Source organism: Acinetobacter sp. GW821-FHT01E09 (genome assembly GCF_059422385.1).
Window position 1 is genome coordinate 2,793,985 of the sequence record NZ_JBWKWU010000001.1, and the last position, 19,261, is coordinate 2,813,245.

The following is a 19,261-nucleotide window of genomic DNA, read 5'->3' on the forward strand; positions in this document are numbered from 1 at the left end:
ATTCAAGATGAAAATCCAAGCCATAGCTTGGATTTTTTAAGAGTTTTCAGATTTCAGACAAATTCTTCTGGCTGTTCAATCTCATAGAGTAGTTTAAGTAATGTCGGGATATCCTGCTCATCTAAACTTAATGGGCGAAAATGGTTATAGCCCTTACTCTCGAAGTATTGTTGAATTTTGCCATTTCGTCTCACGTATTTCATAGACCACTGTGAAAAATGCCCTTGCTCAACATAGCCTGCTCTAAACAGCTTGATCTGATGATGTCTTGGATCTTTATTCAATTTTTCCAGTACATGTAAGATAACCACTTCCTCACCTTCTAGACATTGAAAAAAATGCTCATCTGCAAAATACAGAACGCCTTGAACTTGATGAAGTATATTAAAATCTCTCGCTTCACCTAAAATATCTCTTAAATCATTGAGTATTTGATGATGGGGTGAAGTTGTTTTACTTGCATAGCATAATTGAAAAGTCATGTAATTCTTCTATTTTTAACTTTCATTATTTATAAACAATTATTTGCGATCATACAAGTCTTAACATTTTATTATTCAATTGTTTATCATTTTTTATTCGGATTGCTTTACAGCACATACATAATAACCATGCTCTTTAATTTTTTTAATTTAAAACAGTGATTTAATATATATTTATCATTAAAAACACAAAGTAAATCATGATCCACCTAGACAATTGTCTCGATATAAATTTTAGAATAAAAGAAACATAGATTTGAATTTATGCGACCTCTTTATAATTTTTAATATAAAAAAAGCGAGATTAAACTCGCTTTAAAGCACATAGAGTATTATTCAAAATAATCATTGGTCGGTTTAGGTAAATCTTGTAAACCTTTCTTTAAAGTTTCAGACCATTGTTTGCTGATGTGTTGAAAATAAGGATCACTGTCGTTAATTCGCTTGCCTTTTGGTACCTCTAGGCTGTCTTTAAGATAAATCATCGCATCTAATGGCATACCAACAGATACATTTGAACGTAAAGTCGAATCAAATGAAATTAAACTACAACGTAACGCTTCATCTAAAGGCATATCATAACTTAAGGCACGATCTAAAATTGGTTTACCATATTTACTTTCACCAATTTGGAAATAAGGCGTATCACTGGTTGCAGAAATAAAATTACCTTGCGGATAAATATTATAAAGCTGCATTTCCTCTCCACTGATCTGACCACCAACCAACAAACTACAATAATAATTACTTTGCTCTTGAGTATCTTCAGTGACATCTGCAATGACTTTGCGTAGGGTTTGCCCAACCAATCCTGCAACCTCGAACATCGTATTCACACTATACAAATTGGGTTCTTGCTTAAGTGCCAAATGATTTTCTAAATGCCCAATCACCGCTTGGGTCGTTGCAAGGTTGCCAGAAGTTTGAATACAAATAAAGCGTTCGCCTTTTACCCCAAACGTATAAAGTTTTCGATATACAGAAATGTGATCGACTCCAGCATTGGTTCGGGTATCACTAATAAATACTAAACCTTGTTTGAGTCTTAAAGCACAGCAATACGTCATGAAACTACCTATACAACTAAATTTGAGATTAATCACATTCTGCAATTATTCACACTATTTACCATTGCCACCACTAACATGCAAGCACTTGAACAATAGAGTACATGGTTTCAGTGCCACCTTGCTCTCTTACTCCACGAACGGGTGCAACATCCCAATAGTCGCGTCCAATCGCCACATAGACATGTGATTCTGGGCGGAATAATTGATTACTGACATCAATAACATGCCATTTACCGTCTAAAAATATCTCTGTCCAAGCATGACTCGCCAAATGCGATTGATTATTTACATATAAGTAACCAGAAACGTAGCGAGCTGGTACCCCCAATGCTTTCGCCATCGCAATCAGGACATGACTATGATCTTGACACACCCCTTGCCGTGCTGAAAAAGACTCCATTGCGGTATGCGTTACTGTGGTACTTGCACTGATATAAGGCATATGTTGCAACAAAGCTTCTGCTAATTTTTGGAAATTTGCCCAATGCTTATGCGTTATATACTGTTCGGCAAAAGCAATCATTTCTGTATTGCACAAGGTTGCAGGAGTTGGCTGTAAAAAAACCACAGGTGATACCTGATCTTCTATACCAAATTGATTGTCTACATTAATATCGACAATCCCCTGCGCCATAATGGACATTTGTTGATAAGGCTCAATTTGTGAACTGGTCAACCAGACATTATCAAAGGCATCTTTTTTAATGTGTTTTTCACCGGGAACACTGACATGCCAACCCGTCACTTGTTGATGCAAATTAGACTGTGGTGTCATCTTGATATACTGAATACTATTTTTTGCCCATTCAGAATATTGGTAATGCGTTTGGTGATTAATCATCAGTTTCATAAGCGATCCAATTCAAATAATGAGTCAATATGGTCACTAAAATGATAATAATTCATACGGTCTGGCTGGTTTTTTAGTTCTTCCCAAACTTCAGGCAAACTACACATACCATGTTGATCTAAACGATCAATCAAATGATTCAATTGTGTCAAAGTCACTGATTTATCTTGATTCAGACGCAATTGACGATCAAATTGTTCCATTTTTTGCCCTAAACTAAAAAATAGAAACAACAATTCATCATCTTCTGCCTCTAAAACATCATTACATTCTTCACAAACATCACAAATAAAACCAGCATTTTGCTCTGCCTGTTGTAATAACTGATTTAATTCGGCAAAGGACTGTGCTGAAATCACCCCACGTAAATCATGAATATTATTTTTGGCACATAAAAAATGCTGATGAAATGATGCAGGTTGCTCATTGTCTAAAATTAATTCATTTAAAGAACTTGCATCAAATGCTGGTAAACAAAAAGCATGTGCATAGTCTAAAGCCAATTCATTGGTTTTAAATGGAAATTGACTACATAAATATTGAATACGGGTTAAATAGCGCCCTAACCAAAATATATTCTGTGCATTGGTACTGAGTAAAATCATGTTTGCTCTCCTTTGGCTGGGATTATTTGAAGGTGGGGCTAAATTGAATATTCATCAATTACCCATGTATCCTTAATTCCACCACCTTGTGATGAGTTGACCACCAGTGAACCTTGTTGCATCGCAACACGAGTCAAGCCACCTGGAACAATTTCTATGCGTTCTGGTGAGCTGAGAATAAATGGTCGTAAATCAATATGACGTTCAGCAATTCCTTGGGAAGTTAGTGTTGGTGCAACAGATAAATTTAAGGTGGGTTGAGCGATATACGCAGAGGGTGAAGCCATTAACTTCATTTTAAATAGATCAATTTCTTGTTCAGTTGCTTTAGGACCGATAAGCATCCCATAACCACCTGAACCTTGAGCCTCTTTTACCACCAATTGATCCAGATTTGCCAAAACATAATCCAAAGCTTCAGCTTCACGGCATTGGTACGTCGGTACATTGGACAAGATTGGTTTTTCATTTAAATAATAAGCAATCATTTGATCCACATAGGGATAAATCGACTTATCATCTGCAACGCCTGTACCAGGGGCATTGGCAATCACCACATTTCCACTTAAATAAGCAGACATCAGCCCTGCAACACCTAAAGTGCTATCAGGTCTAAAGCTTAATGGGTCTAAAAAACCATCATCCAAACGCCTATAAATTACATCAACCTGTTGACGTCCACGGATAGTTTTCACATAAACCTTGTCGTTTTCAACAAAAAGATCACGTGATGTCACCAATGGCACACCCATTTCCCTTGCTAAAAATGAATGTTCATAATAAGCACTGTTATAACGTCCTGGTGTTAAAACCACAATTGTTGGGCTGTCTACCTTTGAATTTTCAGCCAAAACGTCCCTCAACAATTGCGGATACAACTCAATATTGGCAACGTGTTGATTGCATAATTCAGGCATGAGTTTTTGACTCATCTTACGACTTTCAAGCATATAGGACACACCTGAAGGCGTACGTAGATTATCTTCTAAGACAAAAAATTCACCTTTGCAGTCCCTAACAATATCAATTCCACTGATTTGACTGTAAATATTTCCATTTAAGCGATGATTCATCATCACCGGTTGATAAGCTTCATGAGAAAGCACTTGTACTGCTGGGATTAAACCTTCTTTTAAAATATTTTGTTGATTATAGATATCCGCTAAAAATAGGTTTAAGGCTTGAATACGTTGTGTACAGCCTGCTGCAACCTTGTTCCACTGTTGCTTGGCAATCACACGTGGGATTAAATCAAATGGTATGGTGCGATCAATTCCCGATTTTTCACCATAAACCGCAAAAGTAATTCCTTGATATAAAAAATGCGCTTTGGCTGTTTCATTGAGTTTTTCAAGTTGATAAATGCTGTGTTGAGATAACCAATCTTCGATTTTTTCAGCAGTTTCGGGCGAAAGAACCTGATCATCCGTCATTTCATTAAAAAAAACCGAATTCATCTGTTTAAGTAAATGATGTGAGGCTTGTTGTGCATCGATATTTAGATTAATGGCCTGTTGAATATTTCCTATCTGTTGTTGATTCGTCGTTTCAGTGTTTTCCTCTGCCTCAGCAATTGGCAAAGCGAAGCGATCTGCATAATTCTCATTGCTTGAATTTGTATCTATGGTTTCTTTTAGCATACAAACCTCTTTTTATCTTCTCTAATGGCTTCTTTAATAATGCAATATCAATGCCAAAATATTATTAAATCGCCATATCCTGTATTCTTCACCTGTACAATTAAATCTTTCTGGCTCAGTTTTATTAATTCATTGTTTGCTATTGCACTCAATGTGAGTTTTGATCGAACTTGTTTCAAAATTTTTTAGCTAATATTTTCAACACCTAAGCGACTAGTCACAGGATATAACTTGCAGAATCAGTTTTAATTTTCTATTGTGTAGCTGATTTATTTCCCTTAAACATTCACGATTCCATTGATACCAAACCATGTCTGCACAAGAAAAAGAAACTTCCAATAGCCTCTATCGCCAATGGCAAATCCTGTCCCGACTCTCTACGGGGAAGTGGATGGGCACACGTGAATTACAAGAAGTTTTAGAACGTGAAGGGATCGAAATCAGTCTACGTACGATTCAGCGTGATCTAAATCAGATTGCTCAACGCTTTCCGATCGAGAGTAACAAAACCGTACCACAAGGCTGGCGTTGGCGTTCAGATGCCCCGATTCAAAGTCTGCCGCATATGACCAGCTCGCAAGCAGTCACGTTTATGATGGTTGAAGAACATTTAAAACACCTGCTTCCACCGAGTTTAATTGATGAAATGAACCCTTGGTTCGATTTGGCACGGCGTAGCCTTTCTACGCAGAACAATGTTCGACAATGGATTAACCGTGTTCGAATTGTGCCTGCTAGCCAACCAGTAATCCCACCTCTGGTGGAAAGACATGCACAGCAAGCCATTTATGAAGGACTACTACAAGATAAACAAATTGAATGTGTCTATCGTGCACGTGGTTATCAGGGTGAAGAAAAAACCTATACTCTAAATCCTTTAGGTTTGGTTCAAAAAGGTGCAATTATTTATTTGATTTGTACGCGTCATGACAAGACAGAAGTTCAGACCTTTGCATTACATCGTTTTAAATCTGCAACTGTTTTAGATTTACGTGCTTTACACCCTGTCAAATTCGATATTGATGAATATATCGATTCTGGTGCGCTGGGCTTTAGAGTCGACTTTTCTCGACCGACCGAAAATGTTGAATTAAAATTAGTCATGCACGAAGATGATGCACAATACTTCACGGAAAGCCAACTGAGTAAAGAACAAAAAGTTGAACAACTGAATGAAGAGTTGTATCAAGTCAGTGCTGTGGTTCCATTTACCTCACAATTGGTATGGTGGTTAAGAAGTTTTGGTAAAAAGATTGTCCGAATTGAGCCTGTTGAAGTGTTTAATGCGGTACATGAAATTGAATAATCTAGCAACTTCCCCCAAGCCAAGATAATCAAAATAAAAAGAGCCTTTCGGCTCTTTGATTTATTGTTTTGATTGTTATTTTTAAATTTTATTTTTTTTGCGCTGATATAAAACCCATGTCACATTTTTATATGTCCACAAGACATGGGATTTATTGGAGTATGCTAAACATCACATGTTACAGCATGCGAGTTCAGCACTATTGTAGCGGATCGATTTCATTGTCATGATGTTCACCTCTCGTTTGAATGTAAATTAACTATAACCATGATTTTGCAAACTGAAAAATAATTAAAACTGCTTTGTTTTTCATCAATTCTGTTTAAGAGTTATTTTTATAAAGTTAGATTGGATCTGTGTATTTAAAATATGCCTTTAAAAATAAATCGTAAATTGAGCCTTAACACAGATAAGTGAGATGATTTTTTAAAAGATACCTCCTAATAAGATTAAATTGGACTGTAGAGCTCATAAAATCAAAGCACCACAATTGCCCTTTGATTTACATAAATATTTAACATTAAGCTGGCACATTGGAGAGTAGTTTGGCCAATAAGGGTTCAACTAAATCTTTAGCTCTGAGCTGCGCTAACCATGACTCTGGAATTGAATCAAAACCAAAATATAATCCAGCGATTCCTCCTGCGACACAAGCCGTTGTATTTGTATCTCGACCAAATGCAATGGCTGTTTTAATGACATCTTGATATGTTGTTTGTTGTAATGCATATCTAGCCGATTTTAAACAATCAACCACATAACCACTGCCTGTTCCCTTTTCCAATTCATCAGGTCGAATATAATATTCTAGTTGTTCTAGATCGTCTGGCTTATCTTTTAAATAAGCACGTAATTTTGTCACTGCATCAGACCAAGCAGCGTCAATATCCAAACCATTTAAAATAGACCTTGCCCATAAACAATATAAAGCACAGCAAACTTTAGAACGTAAATGCGCATGTGTGACATGTGATTGCGCATAAGCATCTTCAATCAACTGTATATCTGAACCTTGATGCCAAATTGCTAGAGGTAATACCCGCATCAATGAACCATTGCCATTTGCAAGTACATCATTATTTGCAACCTGTAATAATGGCACACCAGACAGATAGTTTCTTATGGCTTCAGCAGTTTGTACTCCAACATCAAATACTTGAAAATCCACAGCCATATAACCACATTGATACCAGTTACATATGCGTTTCATAAAATCTTCTGTATCCATTTTATTTTTATAAAGTAATGAATCCAAAAGGCATAAAGCTTGTGCGCCATCATCTGACCATGTCCCTACTGGAATATGAGGATAGGTCTTTGCAAAATTATTCGGTGGGCGCATTTCAATTTGGTCATAGGCTGGTAGCTGCTCAGCTAAGAGAAATTCATAAGATACCCCTACAGCATCACCTACTAACAAACCATAGATTGCACCTTTTAATTGATCTTGTTTTGTCATGTTTTACTCTAAAACCTATTTACTTTTTATATTGTCATAATGACAATATATTTTCAATAAAAATTCCCCTTTGTCATAGACAATAAAAAACCCGCATATAGCGGGTTTCTTACAATTCAAAATCTTAAGCTGATTTTCTCGCTTGGTTATTTTTACGAATTGTAATCATCACCAATTGAACAGCAGCAGGTGTTACACCCGGAATACGGCTGGCTTGTGCCAATGTTTCAGGTAATACATTTTTCAGTTTCATGGTGATTTCACGAGAAAGCCCTGAAACGATATCATAATCAAAATCAGCTGGAATTTTGGTATCTTCCAAACGCTTCATTTGCGCAACATCTTCTTGCTGACGGTTAATATAACCTTCGTATTTCACAGCAATTTCAATCTGTTCACCGACAAATTCAGATACTTCAGAACCAGTTAATTCAGCAATTTGTGCAAAGTTGATATTTGGGCGTTTAAGTAAATCGATTGCAGAACATTCTTTAGAAAGATCAGCGCCTGTCAATTCAACGAATTTTTTCCCCATTGGATTGTTCGGTGCAGCCCAAAGATGTTGTAAACGACCTGTTTCTTTTTCGACTGCTTCCATTTTTTCACAATAAGAAGCCCAACGCTCATCATCAACCAAGCCCATTTCACGGCCAATTGCTGTTAAACGTTGATCAGCATTATCTTCACGAAGCATCAAACGATATTCTGCACGAGAGGTAAACATACGGTACGGTTCTTTGGTACCTAAGGTAATCAAATCGTCGACCAAAACGCCCATATACGCTTCATCACGTTTAGGCGTCCATTGCTCTTGATCCCATGCACGACGTGCAGCATTTAAGCCCGCCAATAAACCTTGTGCACCAGCTTCTTCATAACCTGTTGTACCGTTAATTTGACCTGCAAAATACAAGTTATTAATCGATTTGGTTTCAAGTGAGAATTTCAAAGACTGTGGATTGAAATAATCATATTCAATTGCATAGCCTGGACGAAGAATGTGTGCATTCTCCATACCACGGATTGAGCGTACCAACTCAAACTGCACATCAAATGGTAAAGATGTTGAAATACCATTTGGATAAAGCTCGTGTGTATCCAAGCCTTCTGGCTCAAGGAATACCTGATGCGAATCTTTATCTGCAAATTTATGAATTTTATCCTCAATCGATGGGCAATAACGTGGACCTACACCTTCAATCACCCCGGTATACATCGGCGAACGGTCTAAACCACCACGAATAATCTCATGAGTACGCGCATTGGTATGCGTGATATAGCAATTTACTTGCTCAGGATGCATCGAAGCATCCCCCATAAATGACATGGTTGGTGATGGGAAATCACCCGGTTGCGGAATCATCACAGAAAAATCGACAGAACGCGCATCAATACGAGGTGGTGTACCAGTTTTTAAACGACCTACTGGTAGATTTAATTCACGTAAACGAGCTGCTAACGAAATTGATGGTGGATCGCCTGCTCGTCCACCTGAAGAATTATTTAGCCCAACGTGAATCACGCCACCTAAGAATGTACCTGTTGTTAACACCACAGTTTTCGCATCAAAGCGAATACCCATTTGGGTCACTACACCTTTAACCGTATCGCCTTCAACAATTAAGTCATCTGCAGATTGTTGAAAAATATCTAAATTGGCTTGATTTTCAAGTGTATGACGAATCGCGGCTTTATAACGGATACGGTCAGCTTGTGCACGAGTTGCACGTACAGCTGCGCCTTTACGCGAGTTCAAAATACGAAATTGAATACCGCCCTTGTCTGCAGCCAATGCCATTGCACCACCTAAGGCGTCAATTTCGCGAACAAGGTGAGATTTACCAATACCACCAATGGCTGGGTTACAGCTCATCTGCCCTAAAGTCTCAATGTTATGAGTCAAAAGCAGAGTCTGTCGACCCATACGCGCCGCAGCCAGTGCCGCTTCCGTACCTGCGTGACCGCCACCGATAACAATGACATCGTAAACTTTAGGATAATGCATAGTGATAAATGAGAGATAAAAGAATGACAGGAAATTATAGCAAAATTTTACTTCTAGTTTTAGGCAGTTTTACAAATATTATTTCCCTCAATCATGCGTATGAACGATTAAACATCTCTTATACATAGGCAACATAAATTGACACTTCGTTTCATGACTGCCCTACAAATAGAATTTAACTTATCAAAAACTCACGATACGATAGACAATACACGGACAAATTATTTTTTTCGAGACTTTATATATAAGGAATATCATGATGAAAAATACCATGTCTAAAGTAATTACAGCATCTTTACTCAGTTGTGTTGCATTTAGTTTTGCCCATGCTGCTGATGAAAACACCAGCAAAGCCGAAGTGAAAAAGCAAATTCAGGTATGTGCCAAGAAAAAACAAGGTGACTGGGTCACCTACGCCAACAAAGGTGTAACTTTTAACGGTACATGTGAACCAAATGAAAATGGTAAATTACAATTTAGCTTCCCAGCACCTGCAGGTGGCAACCCAACTGCCGCTGCTGCAGCGCCTGAATCAGCCATTGAAAACCGCCCAGCTGTAGAACAATCTGCTCCAGCGAGTGCCGATGCACCAGCAACAAATGATGCATCACAAGCAGAACAACCTGCAATGGAGCAACCGAGTCAAGCCGCTCCAAGCGAAGATCCGATCCAAGCGCAATAATCTGCTTTAGGCATAAATACGTGCTTTTATAAATACCTGCTTTTATAAATAGCATGGATGAGCAAAAAGGTGTTCCATTAAAAATGGAACACCTTTTTTATTTCAAGTCTGTGCGTAGACTTGATTAATATCAGTATCCATATAGTTTTACATCTACGATGAATCAATTGTTATTCGGCCTAATGCTATATATTTAAAACACATATTTCCAAGAAGATTTCTGAGTCATAGATTTCATTTTTCAATTCGATACCTTTCGATTACACTCAAATCGAGAACGGAATATTCACATATTGAATTGATGTAAAAACAACAAAAAGGATGAAACTATGGATTCAGGGATAATTACCATAATGCTTCCCCTCGCCCTCGCCATTATTATGATTGGACTAGGTTTAGAACTTACTCCAAAAGATTTTGCGCGAGTTTCTAAACACCCTAAAGCTGTATTGATTGCGTTATTCTGTCAATTGGTACTTTTGGTCGGTATCGCTTTTATCATTTGTAAGGGGCTTGCACTCCCGCCTTTGCTTGCCGTTGGTTTAATGTTGCTTGCAGCCTCACCTGGAGGAAGTACCGCTAATCTATTTAGTTATTTATTTAAAGGTGATATTGCACTTAATATTACCTTAACTGCAATTAACTCAGTCATTGCTGCCTTTACCTTGCCTTTGATCGTAAACTTTTCGATTCAATACTTTATGAATGATGGGCAACAAATCACCATGCAGTTCAGTAAAATACTGCAAGTCTTTGCAATTATTTTAATTCCTGTATGTATCGGCATGCTCATTCGACATTATGCGCCACACTTTACTGAAAAATTAAGTAAACCTTTAAGAATTTTCTCAGTGGTGTTTTTGATTCTCATTATTATTGGGGCAATCACCAAAGAACGTGCACATATCATGGAATACCTGACTCAAGTCGGCCTAGCCACGGTGATTTTCTGTATTTGCAGTCTGGTTATTGGCTACTTTGTTCCAAGATTACTCGGTATTAATAGTGCTCAAGCACGCGCATGCGCATTTGAGATCGGCATTCATAATAGTACTTTAGCCATGACGATTGCTTTGACTGTGATCGCAAATTCTACTGTCGCAATGCCTGCCGCGGTTTACTCAATCTTTATGTATATTTTCGCTGCTATTTTTGGTGCCTTAATTTCAAGACATGCAGCAACTGAAACTGAACCTGCGATATAAAGCCATCATGTGCCTCAACTAAAATGGATGCTTAAGCATCCATTTTTTATTTCCTACTGAATATAAGCGTAACTTCCCAGTTTCGGCTACAATACTGCCTTTAAGAAAACGATTTAGGTCTTTGCCGTGAAGTGGTTACAAATTCATATTACTGTAGAACAAGCTCAAGTTGATTTTACTGAAACCTTGTTAAGTTCTTTAGGCGCAGTCAGCGTGACATTAGATGATGCTGAAAACCAAGACTTGCTTGAACCACTCCCTGGCGAAACTCCGCTATGGAATAAAGTGATTGTTACAGGAATCTACGCGCAAGAAGAAGGCGAAGACATTGATGTAACAGCACTAGAAACATTCATTCGCACCCAACTCCCAACTGAACCGATGCGTAGTGAATTTCTTGAAGACCAAGTATGGGAACGTTCTTGGATGGATTACTATGAACCAATTCAAATTGGTGAAAAGTATTGGATCGTACCTGAATGGATAGAACCACCAGAAGCGGATGCAGTCAATATCAAACTTGATCCAGGCTTAGCATTTGGTACGGGTAACCATGCATCTACTTTCCTTTGTCTACAATGGTTAGGCAAAACCGATGTTAAAGATAAAGTCGTGATTGATTATGGTTGTGGCTCAGGCATCCTCGGTGTTGCTGCACTGCTTTTAGGTGCAAAGAAAGTCTATGCAACAGATATCGATCCACAAGCTGTCTTGGCGACCAAACAAAATGCTGAGCTGAATGGCGTTCTTGAAAATCTTTATGTTGGATTACCTGAAGAGTTCAATGCAGAATTTAAAAACCAACAGGCGGATATTTTGGTTGCAAATATTCTGGCAGGCCCACTTATGTCTCTTGCTAAAGAATTCTCAACTTTGATTAAATCTGAGGGAGAGTTCGCACTTGCTGGCGTAATTGAAGAGCAAGTTACTGATGTTTCTAGTATTTATTCTGAATTTTTTGATATAGTAGAAGTCGAGAAACGTGAAGAAACCTGGTGCAGAATTTCTGGGTCGCGTAAGGCTGTTTAATCTATGAAAATATAAATATTTATGACCGAAAAACAAACCCGATGCCCAAATTGTGCTTCAGTTTATAAAGTATCAGTTACGCAACTCACTGTTGCGCAGGGTATGGTTTGTTGTCCGAAATGTTCACATAATTTTAATGCATTAATCCATCTACAAAACAGTCAACCTGCTCAACCCAAGATCGATCCTGAGACTGTCGTGCAAAGTCAGGCACAAAACCTCATTACGACGAAACGACAAATCGAAACCAATGTTTTAGATATTTTTAATCGTAAAATTGAAAACTCCAATATTGATTTAAGAACATACTTAAACAATTTGAATTATTTCAACAATGAGCCAGTCAATAACATTCCAAGCTTAAACTTATCACAAGGTTTAAATAACCATGGGCAACATTTAGTAAAACCCAAAAGTACGTTTTATTATCTGGCGTGGAGCTTGATCAATCTTGCTTTACTCAGCATTTTATTATTTCAAATCCTTTGGTTTAATCCAAACTTAACTGATCGTTATCCTTTTTTGAATACTGTCTTTACCCAAACCTGTGCCGTCTTACAGTGCGATACTGTTGATCAACGCTATAAACAAATTGTGATTAGTCATCTTAAAGTTAAAGCACTTGATAGACAGGAGACTCAATTTTCAGGTCAACTCAATAACCAATATTCTAAAAGCTTAGAATTACCCCTAATAAGAGTCACCTTAAAAGCTCAAAATAAGGTCATTGCTACACATGTGATTACACCTGAGCAATATCTGATTGAAAGTTTAGTTGGAATTAAGCGTATTCCTAAAAATAGCCCATATCCTTTTAAATTTGTTGTTACAGAGCCAAGAAAAAGTTTTGATCAGTACCAATTAGACATTATTCACCCTTAAAATTAAAAAAAATTATAAAAAAATGAAAAAAAATGTAGTTTTCTTGCTCATTTTTTCTTAGACAATGGTATCATACGCGCCACGAAAGCTTTGTCCTGCAAACTCCTCGCATTTTTTCAAAAAAAATACTGTTTTGTTATGTGCTTTATATCCAATATCGCGCAAGTAGAACATTTTTTTGTTTAAAAGAGTGTTGTAACAAATATTAATCTATTGTTACGCTTATTTTTCACTCAACTCGACGATTTGTGGCAAGCTAATTGTTCTTGTTTTAGAGCCAACCGTTTTAGGATCTAAAACGGAGCTCAGATTTTTTTTAGACCACATTTATATATTACTTTACCCAAGTAATATTTTGATTTTCGGATTAACTCGCATGAATAGCAAATCTCCTATTTTTACTGCACAATCTGACGTCGCTCTTCGTATTCACGTAGATCGCGCAGTTCGTCACTATTTTGCACAATTGCAAGGTGAGCAACCATCACAAGTGTACGACATGGTGCTAGCAGAAATGGAGAAACCTCTTTTATCTGTTGTCTTAGAATACACACGCGGGAATCAGACTCGCGCTGCTGAGATTCTCGGACTGAACCGTGGCACTTTACGCAAAAAGTTAAAAGCTCACGGTTTAATGAGTGAATAAATGATAAAATGCTCACGGCTTGCGTGGGCATTTTTTTTACCTATATTTTGCCTACCTGTTCAATCTCTAGACTTAAAAACTGTTGACGAAGATCATGACTATTAAACGCGCTTTAATCTCTGTTTCTGATAAAACCGGGATCGTTGAATTTGCCCAGAACCTTGTTGCTCTTGGGGTGGAAATTTTATCTACTGGCGGTACATATAAGTTGCTTAAAGACAACAATGTGGCTGTAGTTGAAGTTTCAGAGCACACAGGCTTCCCAGAAATGATGGATGGTCGTGTAAAAACACTGCATCCTAAAATTCATGGAGGCATTTTGGCTCGTCGTGGTCTAGACGAAGCTGTCATGGCTGAACACAACATCGATGCAATCGATCTTGTTGTCGTAAACCTTTATCCTTTTGCTGCTACTGTTGCTAAACCAGACTGCTCGCTTGCAGATGCAATTGAAAATATTGACATTGGTGGCCCAACAATGGTTCGTGCAGCTGCGAAAAACCATGCTTCTGTGGGGATCATCGTAAATGCAACTGATTATGAAACTGTAATTGCAGAACTTAAAGCGGATGGTGCTTTATCTTATGTGACTCGTTTCGATTTAGCGGTTAAAGCATTTGAACATACTGCCCAGTATGACGGCATGATTGCTTCTTACCTCGGTGCACGAGTTGGTAAAGAAGAAGGTCAAGCTGACAAATTTGCTCGTACTTTCAATACCCAGTTAAATAAAGTACAAGATCTTCGTTATGGTGAAAATCCACATCAATCCGCTGCTTTCTATGTAGAATCGACTGCAACTGAAGCATCGGTTTCAACTGCTAAGCAGTTACAAGGTAAAGAACTTTCTTATAACAATATCGCGGATACAGATGCAGCACTTGAATGTGTCAAATCATTTGCAAAACCAGCGTGTGTCATTGTTAAACATGCAAATCCATGTGGTGTTGCAGTATCGTTAGATGGTCTTAAAGCTGCATACGATCTTGCTTATGCAACTGACCCAGAATCAGCATTTGGTGGCATCATTGCATTTAACCGTGAGTTAGATGTTGCTACAGCTCAAGCAATTGTTGACCGTCAATTTGTTGAAGTGATTATTGCACCAAGTATTGCCGATGGTGTACTTGAAGTGACTGGCGCAAAGAAAAACGTCCGTGTTCTGGTATGTGGCGAACTTCCTAAAATTGATGAACGTGCTTCACAATACGATTATAAACGTGTCAATGGCGGTTTATTGGTTCAAGACCAAGACCTCGGCATGATCACCAAAGATGATCTTAAAGTAGTGACTAAGCGTGCCCCTACTGAAGCAGAAATTGATGATTTAATCTTTGCTTGGAAAGTTGCCAAATACGTTAAATCCAATGCTATTGTTTATGCTAAAGGCCGTCAAACCATTGGTGTTGGTGCTGGTCAAATGAGCCGTGTAAACTCTGCACGTATTGCCGCGATCAAAGCTGAACATGCAGGTTTAGTGGTTGAAGGTGCTGTTATGGCATCTGATGCATTCTTCCCATTCCGTGATGGTATTGATAACGCTGCAAAAGCTGGTATCAAATGTATTATCCAACCGGGTGGTTCAATGCGTGATGAAGAAACAATTGCAGCAGCAGATGAAGCTGGTATTGCAATGGTCTTCACGGGTATGCGTCATTTCCGTCACTAATTCACAATAAATCATTATTTAAAAATCCCCCTAAGTCCCTCTTTTCATAAGAGGGACTTGTCACGAACTACAGGACTCTTTAAATTCGTGATACCCCTTCCTGTATAAAGGGAGGTTGGGAGGGATTAAAAAAGGATACATAAGATGAACATATTAGTTTTGGGTAGTGGTGGTCGTGAACATGCATTGGCATGGAAAATTGCGCAAGACGATCAAGTCACTAAGGTTTTTGTTGCACCAGGAAACGCAGGTACAGCAACTGAACATAAATGTGAAAATGTTGCTTTAGATATTCTCAACAACCCTGCCATTATCGACTTTGCCAAAAACAATGCCGTCGACCTCATCATTGTTGGTCCAGAAGCTCCGCTTGTAAATGGTGTGGTGGATGCAGGACGAGCAGCTGGTCTTAAAATTTGGGGACCAACCCAATTTGCAGCACAACTTGAAGGCTCTAAAGCTTTCGCCAAACACTTTTTAAAACGTCATAACATTCCTACAGCATTTTATGATGTATTCACAGAAGTGGATGCAGCCAAAGCATTTGTAGAAAAAAATGGCGCACCCATCGTAATTAAGGCAGATGGCCTTGCTGCGGGTAAAGGCGTCATTGTTGCGATGACCAATCAAGAAGCGTTTGATGCAATTGATGACATGCTTGCAGGCAATAAATTTGGTGATGCAGGTTCGCGTGTTGTTATTGAAGAATTCCTTGAGGGTGAGGAAGCATCGTTCATTTGTATGATTGATGGTGACAACATCCTTCCTATGGCAACGTCACAAGACCATAAACGTATCTTTGAAGCTGACCAAGGTCCAAATACGGGTGGTATGGGTGCGTATTCCCCTGCCCCAGTTGTGACTGCAGCTGTTTTTGACAGAGTCATGAAAGAAGTCATGCGTCCAACTGTAGATGGTATGAAGGCTGATGGTCATACTTACACAGGTTTCTTGTATGCTGGCTTGATGATTGATGAGCAAGGGCAACCTCGTGTCATTGAGTTTAACTGCCGTTTTGGTGATCCTGAAACTCAACCGATCATGATGCGCTTAAAATCTTCTTTGGTTGATTTAGTTGAAGCCGGTATTGCTGGTAACTTACCCGCTGAAGCTGCGTGGGATGAGCGTAAAACTGTTGGTATTGTGCTTGCGTCTAAAGGCTATCCTGAAACTTCGAGCAAAGATGACGTGATTTCGGGTTTAGATACCCAAATGACAGATGCGAAAATTTTCCATGCAGGTACAGCAAACAATGCCAATGGTGATGTAGTGACTGCTGGCGGTCGTGTACTTTGCGTAACAGCGTTAGGCAACACAATTGGTGAAGCGCAAGCGAAAGCCTTGGAACTTTGCCAAAAAGTGACTTTTGATGGTGTTCAATATCGTAAAGATATTGGTTACCGTGCAATTGCTCGTGAAAATGCTTAAATCTGATTGAGTTGTAAAACCCGCCTAGGCGGGTTTTTTTTGGGTAAATTTTAGTGAGTAACGCTCTTCCAGAATAATGCATATAAGATTAATTACCTTGATTGATTTTACGCTGAATCATTAGAATCACCTACTTCCTCAACACCACCAATGACCATTTGAAGCCAATCTAATAATTGAGGAAATTCCCGATACCCATCACTGGCTAGAAAATGTCCAGCATTGGGAATAATTTCATATGGAAACTCCAATTTTTCTGCCAACAAGATACTTAAATCAGTTGGAACATATTGATCATTACTCGATATAAACATTTTCCGATTCAATATTTTATTTTTAAAAGAAAAATCCTTATTCGTTTCAGTGATATATGAATCCAATTGAGGTAGTACTGCCAATTTATTCGAAAATCCAGATACACAGACAACACCACCTATCTGTTGAAAATCAGATTCAGACAGGAAATCAAGCAGCGTAATACATCCTAAACTGTGCGCAACAAAAAATGTATGCTGATCAATTTGAGCAATATTATTTTTTAAGGTTTGCTTCCACTGTAAAAGCTTTGGATTGCTGGAGTTCGGCAATGCGATCTTTACAACTCTAGTATTTTTATCTTGTAAATTTTCCTCAAGATAATTAAACCAATGATCATCCACATTTGCACCATAACCATGAATGATATAGACATTATTTTGAGCATATGCAGTATTTAGCAATAAAAAACTGCTTAAAAGAAAGATGATTAATTTCATTTATCGATCTCTTTGAGTTAGATAAGATCTCCATGCTAAAGTATGACAGTGGTGTCAATGTCAATCACTGTTTGAATAAAATCCCCCCCATTTCACCTAGCACCCCCTAATAATGTTTATCACTGTACTGCTATAGGTACAGATCTAATTTTATTTTACTTATTCAAAAAAAATATAATAAATCCTAAAAAATTTATATATTATGAATAAGTATAAAATTTAAACATTTATCGTTTAGCATTCAACAAAAGCATTTGTTTTCTTTATTAAATTAATAAAAACATTGATATTCAAACAACGACATCACTACCCAATGTCAACACGCAGCCACTATGTATAATTTTCATTTATTGATATGATAAACAAATCTTTAGAGTCTATTTTAAACAATTAAAATTCTTTTAAAACAGACTGCTAATCCTCAAATGTAAAGAATATAGATAGCGCAATCAGACAAGTACGTCACCGCATTATTTATTTTCAAAAATGTTAAAAATTCGATTTAAATGATCGAGAATGCAAAGGACAAAATTCTACTGCATTTGCTACTTAGGACTTATTCATGAAAAAGCTGTTTGGCGTTTTACTTAGCGCGTCTGTGCTCACTCTTTCTGCTTGTGGAAAACAAGAAGCTCCAAAAAATGATGCTGCCCAAGCAGATGCAGGTAAAGAACAAGTCGTTACCATGGCTTCTACAGGTTCAGATGCAGATATTTGGCGCTATATCGCAACATTACCAGAAACAAAACAAGCTGGAATTAAACTAGAAGTTAAAAACTTTACTGACTATGTTGCAATGAATACTGCTGTGGCAAACAAAGAAGTCGATATCAATGCATTCCAATCTTATGCATATCTTGTTGCTTTCAATCAATCCAACAAAGAAAAAATTGCACCAATCTCTACAACATATTTAGAGCCAATGGGTATTTACTCTAGTAAAATTAAAAAAGTTGAAGAGTTTGCCAATGGTGCAACCATTGCTATTCCAAATGATGGCGCAAATGAATCACGCGCATTGTTACTTTTACAATCTGCTGGTCTCATCAAATTGAAAGATGGCTTTGATTTAGTTAAAGGCACGCCTGCTGATATTACTGAAAATGCGAAGAAAATTGTCATCAAACCTATTCAAATGGCGACTGCGGTACGTGCTAAAGATGAAGTTGATGCAATTGTTTTAGGTAATACTTTGGCAATGGAAGGCGGTTTAAACGTGCTTAAAGATTCGGTTTATTATGAGCCAGTTGACCAAACAACCAAAATGAATGTCAACGTACTTGCTGTTGCAGATGCACGTAAAGACGATGCCCTTTTGAAAAAAGTGGGTGAGTTATATCATGTTCCTGCTGTAGGTAAATATGTTCAAGAACACTTCGGTGGAACTAAAGTTGATGTGAATAAACCTGTAAGCTATCTTACAGAATCAAAATAGTTTTATAATGGATCAGGTCTATTGACCATTCTTTTATGAAAGGTCTGTAGGCCCTCATAAAACAGGCAAAGTGAATTTGCCTGTTTTTTCTTTTTGCTATAGTTTTTGACGAT

Annotated in this window: 17 protein-coding genes; 9 read left to right on the forward strand and 8 right to left on the reverse strand. The window is 37.8% G+C overall.

The genetic code is table 11. The annotated features are described in order from the left end of the window. Positions 1 to 53 precede the first annotated feature (53 nt). The 5 genes from AC07U8_RS12850 to AC07U8_RS12870 all read right to left on the reverse strand — a co-directional run bounded on the left by AC07U8_RS12850 (position 54) and on the right by AC07U8_RS12870 (position 4,647). Complete coding sequence (locus AC07U8_RS12850) at positions 54 to 482, reverse strand: BLUF domain-containing protein (RefSeq protein WP_494737995.1); 429 nt, start codon at positions 480 to 482, stop codon at positions 54 to 56. Positions 483 to 814: 332 nt separating this feature from the next. Then, a complete protein-coding gene (locus AC07U8_RS12855; RefSeq protein ID WP_004822453.1) occupies positions 815 to 1,549 on the reverse strand; it encodes a proteasome-type protease in 735 nt (244 codons plus the stop codon). Between the two features lie 73 nt (positions 1,550 to 1,622). Then, positions 1,623 to 2,402 carry a transglutaminase family protein gene (locus tag AC07U8_RS12860; RefSeq protein WP_494737996.1) on the reverse strand — a complete coding sequence of 260 codons (780 nt, stop codon included), beginning with the start codon at positions 2,400 to 2,402 and terminating at the stop codon, positions 1,623 to 1,625. Continuing rightward, complete coding sequence (locus AC07U8_RS12865) at positions 2,399 to 3,007, reverse strand: alpha-E domain-containing protein (protein WP_004822456.1); 609 nt, start codon at positions 3,005 to 3,007, stop codon at positions 2,399 to 2,401. The genes AC07U8_RS12860 and AC07U8_RS12865 overlap by 4 nt, the downstream gene beginning before the upstream one ends. A gap of 38 nt (positions 3,008 to 3,045) precedes the next feature. Continuing rightward, positions 3,046 to 4,647, reverse strand: coding sequence for a circularly permuted type 2 ATP-grasp protein (locus AC07U8_RS12870; protein ID WP_494737997.1), 1,602 nt, complete (start codon positions 4,645 to 4,647; stop codon positions 3,046 to 3,048). 310 nt (positions 4,648 to 4,957) lie between these two features. Between AC07U8_RS12870 and AC07U8_RS12875 the strand changes: the two genes are divergently transcribed. Then, positions 4,958 to 5,953: a helix-turn-helix transcriptional regulator gene (locus tag AC07U8_RS12875; protein WP_004719313.1), complete on the forward strand. Its 996-nt coding sequence runs from the start codon at positions 4,958 to 4,960 to the stop codon at positions 5,951 to 5,953. Between the two features lie 520 nt (positions 5,954 to 6,473). On the opposite strand, the gene AC07U8_RS12880 is transcribed toward AC07U8_RS12875, so the two are convergent. Further along, positions 6,474 to 7,412, reverse strand: coding sequence for an ADP-ribosylglycohydrolase family protein (locus AC07U8_RS12880; protein WP_494737998.1), 939 nt, complete (start codon positions 7,410 to 7,412; stop codon positions 6,474 to 6,476). Between the two features lie 124 nt (positions 7,413 to 7,536). After that, on the reverse strand, positions 7,537 to 9,417 hold the full coding sequence (gene mnmG, locus AC07U8_RS12885) for a tRNA uridine-5-carboxymethylaminomethyl(34) synthesis enzyme MnmG (protein WP_494737999.1): 1,881 nt from the start codon (positions 9,415 to 9,417) through the stop codon (positions 7,537 to 7,539). A 259-nt stretch (positions 9,418 to 9,676) separates the two neighbouring features. Here mnmG and AC07U8_RS12890 point away from each other — a divergent pair, with 259 nt between their 5' ends. The 7 genes from AC07U8_RS12890 to purD all read left to right on the forward strand — a co-directional run bounded on the left by AC07U8_RS12890 (position 9,677) and on the right by purD (position 16,958). Beyond that, positions 9,677 to 10,099, forward strand: a complete 423-nt coding sequence (locus tag AC07U8_RS12890) for a hypothetical protein (protein WP_333494218.1) — start codon at positions 9,677 to 9,679, stop codon at positions 10,097 to 10,099. A 329-nt stretch (positions 10,100 to 10,428) separates the two neighbouring features. Further along, positions 10,429 to 11,304 carry a bile acid:sodium symporter family protein gene (locus AC07U8_RS12895; RefSeq protein ID WP_494738000.1) on the forward strand — a complete coding sequence of 292 codons (876 nt, stop codon included), beginning with the start codon at positions 10,429 to 10,431 and terminating at the stop codon, positions 11,302 to 11,304. A 126-nt stretch (positions 11,305 to 11,430) separates the two neighbouring features. Then, complete coding sequence (gene prmA, locus AC07U8_RS12900; RefSeq protein WP_004822468.1) at positions 11,431 to 12,333, forward strand: 50S ribosomal protein L11 methyltransferase; 903 nt, start codon at positions 11,431 to 11,433, stop codon at positions 12,331 to 12,333. A 21-nt stretch (positions 12,334 to 12,354) separates the two neighbouring features. Beyond that, positions 12,355 to 13,215: a zinc-ribbon and DUF3426 domain-containing protein gene (locus AC07U8_RS12905; RefSeq protein WP_004822471.1), complete on the forward strand. Its 861-nt coding sequence runs from the start codon at positions 12,355 to 12,357 to the stop codon at positions 13,213 to 13,215. Between the two features lie 376 nt (positions 13,216 to 13,591). Further along, positions 13,592 to 13,861 (forward strand): DNA-binding transcriptional regulator Fis, encoded by a 270-nt coding sequence (gene fis / locus AC07U8_RS12910; RefSeq protein WP_001086304.1) that lies wholly within the window; start codon positions 13,592 to 13,594, stop codon positions 13,859 to 13,861. A gap of 94 nt (positions 13,862 to 13,955) precedes the next feature. Beyond that, a complete protein-coding gene (gene purH, locus AC07U8_RS12915) occupies positions 13,956 to 15,530 on the forward strand; it encodes a bifunctional phosphoribosylaminoimidazolecarboxamide formyltransferase/IMP cyclohydrolase (protein ID WP_494738001.1) in 1,575 nt (524 codons plus the stop codon). Between the two features lie 144 nt (positions 15,531 to 15,674). Beyond that, complete coding sequence (gene purD, locus AC07U8_RS12920) at positions 15,675 to 16,958, forward strand: phosphoribosylamine--glycine ligase (RefSeq protein ID WP_494738002.1); 1,284 nt, start codon at positions 15,675 to 15,677, stop codon at positions 16,956 to 16,958. A 107-nt stretch (positions 16,959 to 17,065) separates the two neighbouring features. Here the strand turns inward: purD and AC07U8_RS12925 are convergent, their stop codons facing one another. After that, positions 17,066 to 17,713 carry an RBBP9/YdeN family alpha/beta hydrolase gene (locus AC07U8_RS12925; RefSeq protein ID WP_494738003.1) on the reverse strand — a complete coding sequence of 216 codons (648 nt, stop codon included), beginning with the start codon at positions 17,711 to 17,713 and terminating at the stop codon, positions 17,066 to 17,068. Positions 17,714 to 18,275: 562 nt separating this feature from the next. On the opposite strand from AC07U8_RS12925, the gene AC07U8_RS12930 reads away from it, so the two are divergent. Further along, positions 18,276 to 19,148, forward strand: a complete 873-nt coding sequence (locus AC07U8_RS12930) for a MetQ/NlpA family ABC transporter substrate-binding protein (RefSeq protein WP_004719302.1) — start codon at positions 18,276 to 18,278, stop codon at positions 19,146 to 19,148. The last annotated feature ends 113 nt before the right edge of the window (positions 19,149 to 19,261 follow it).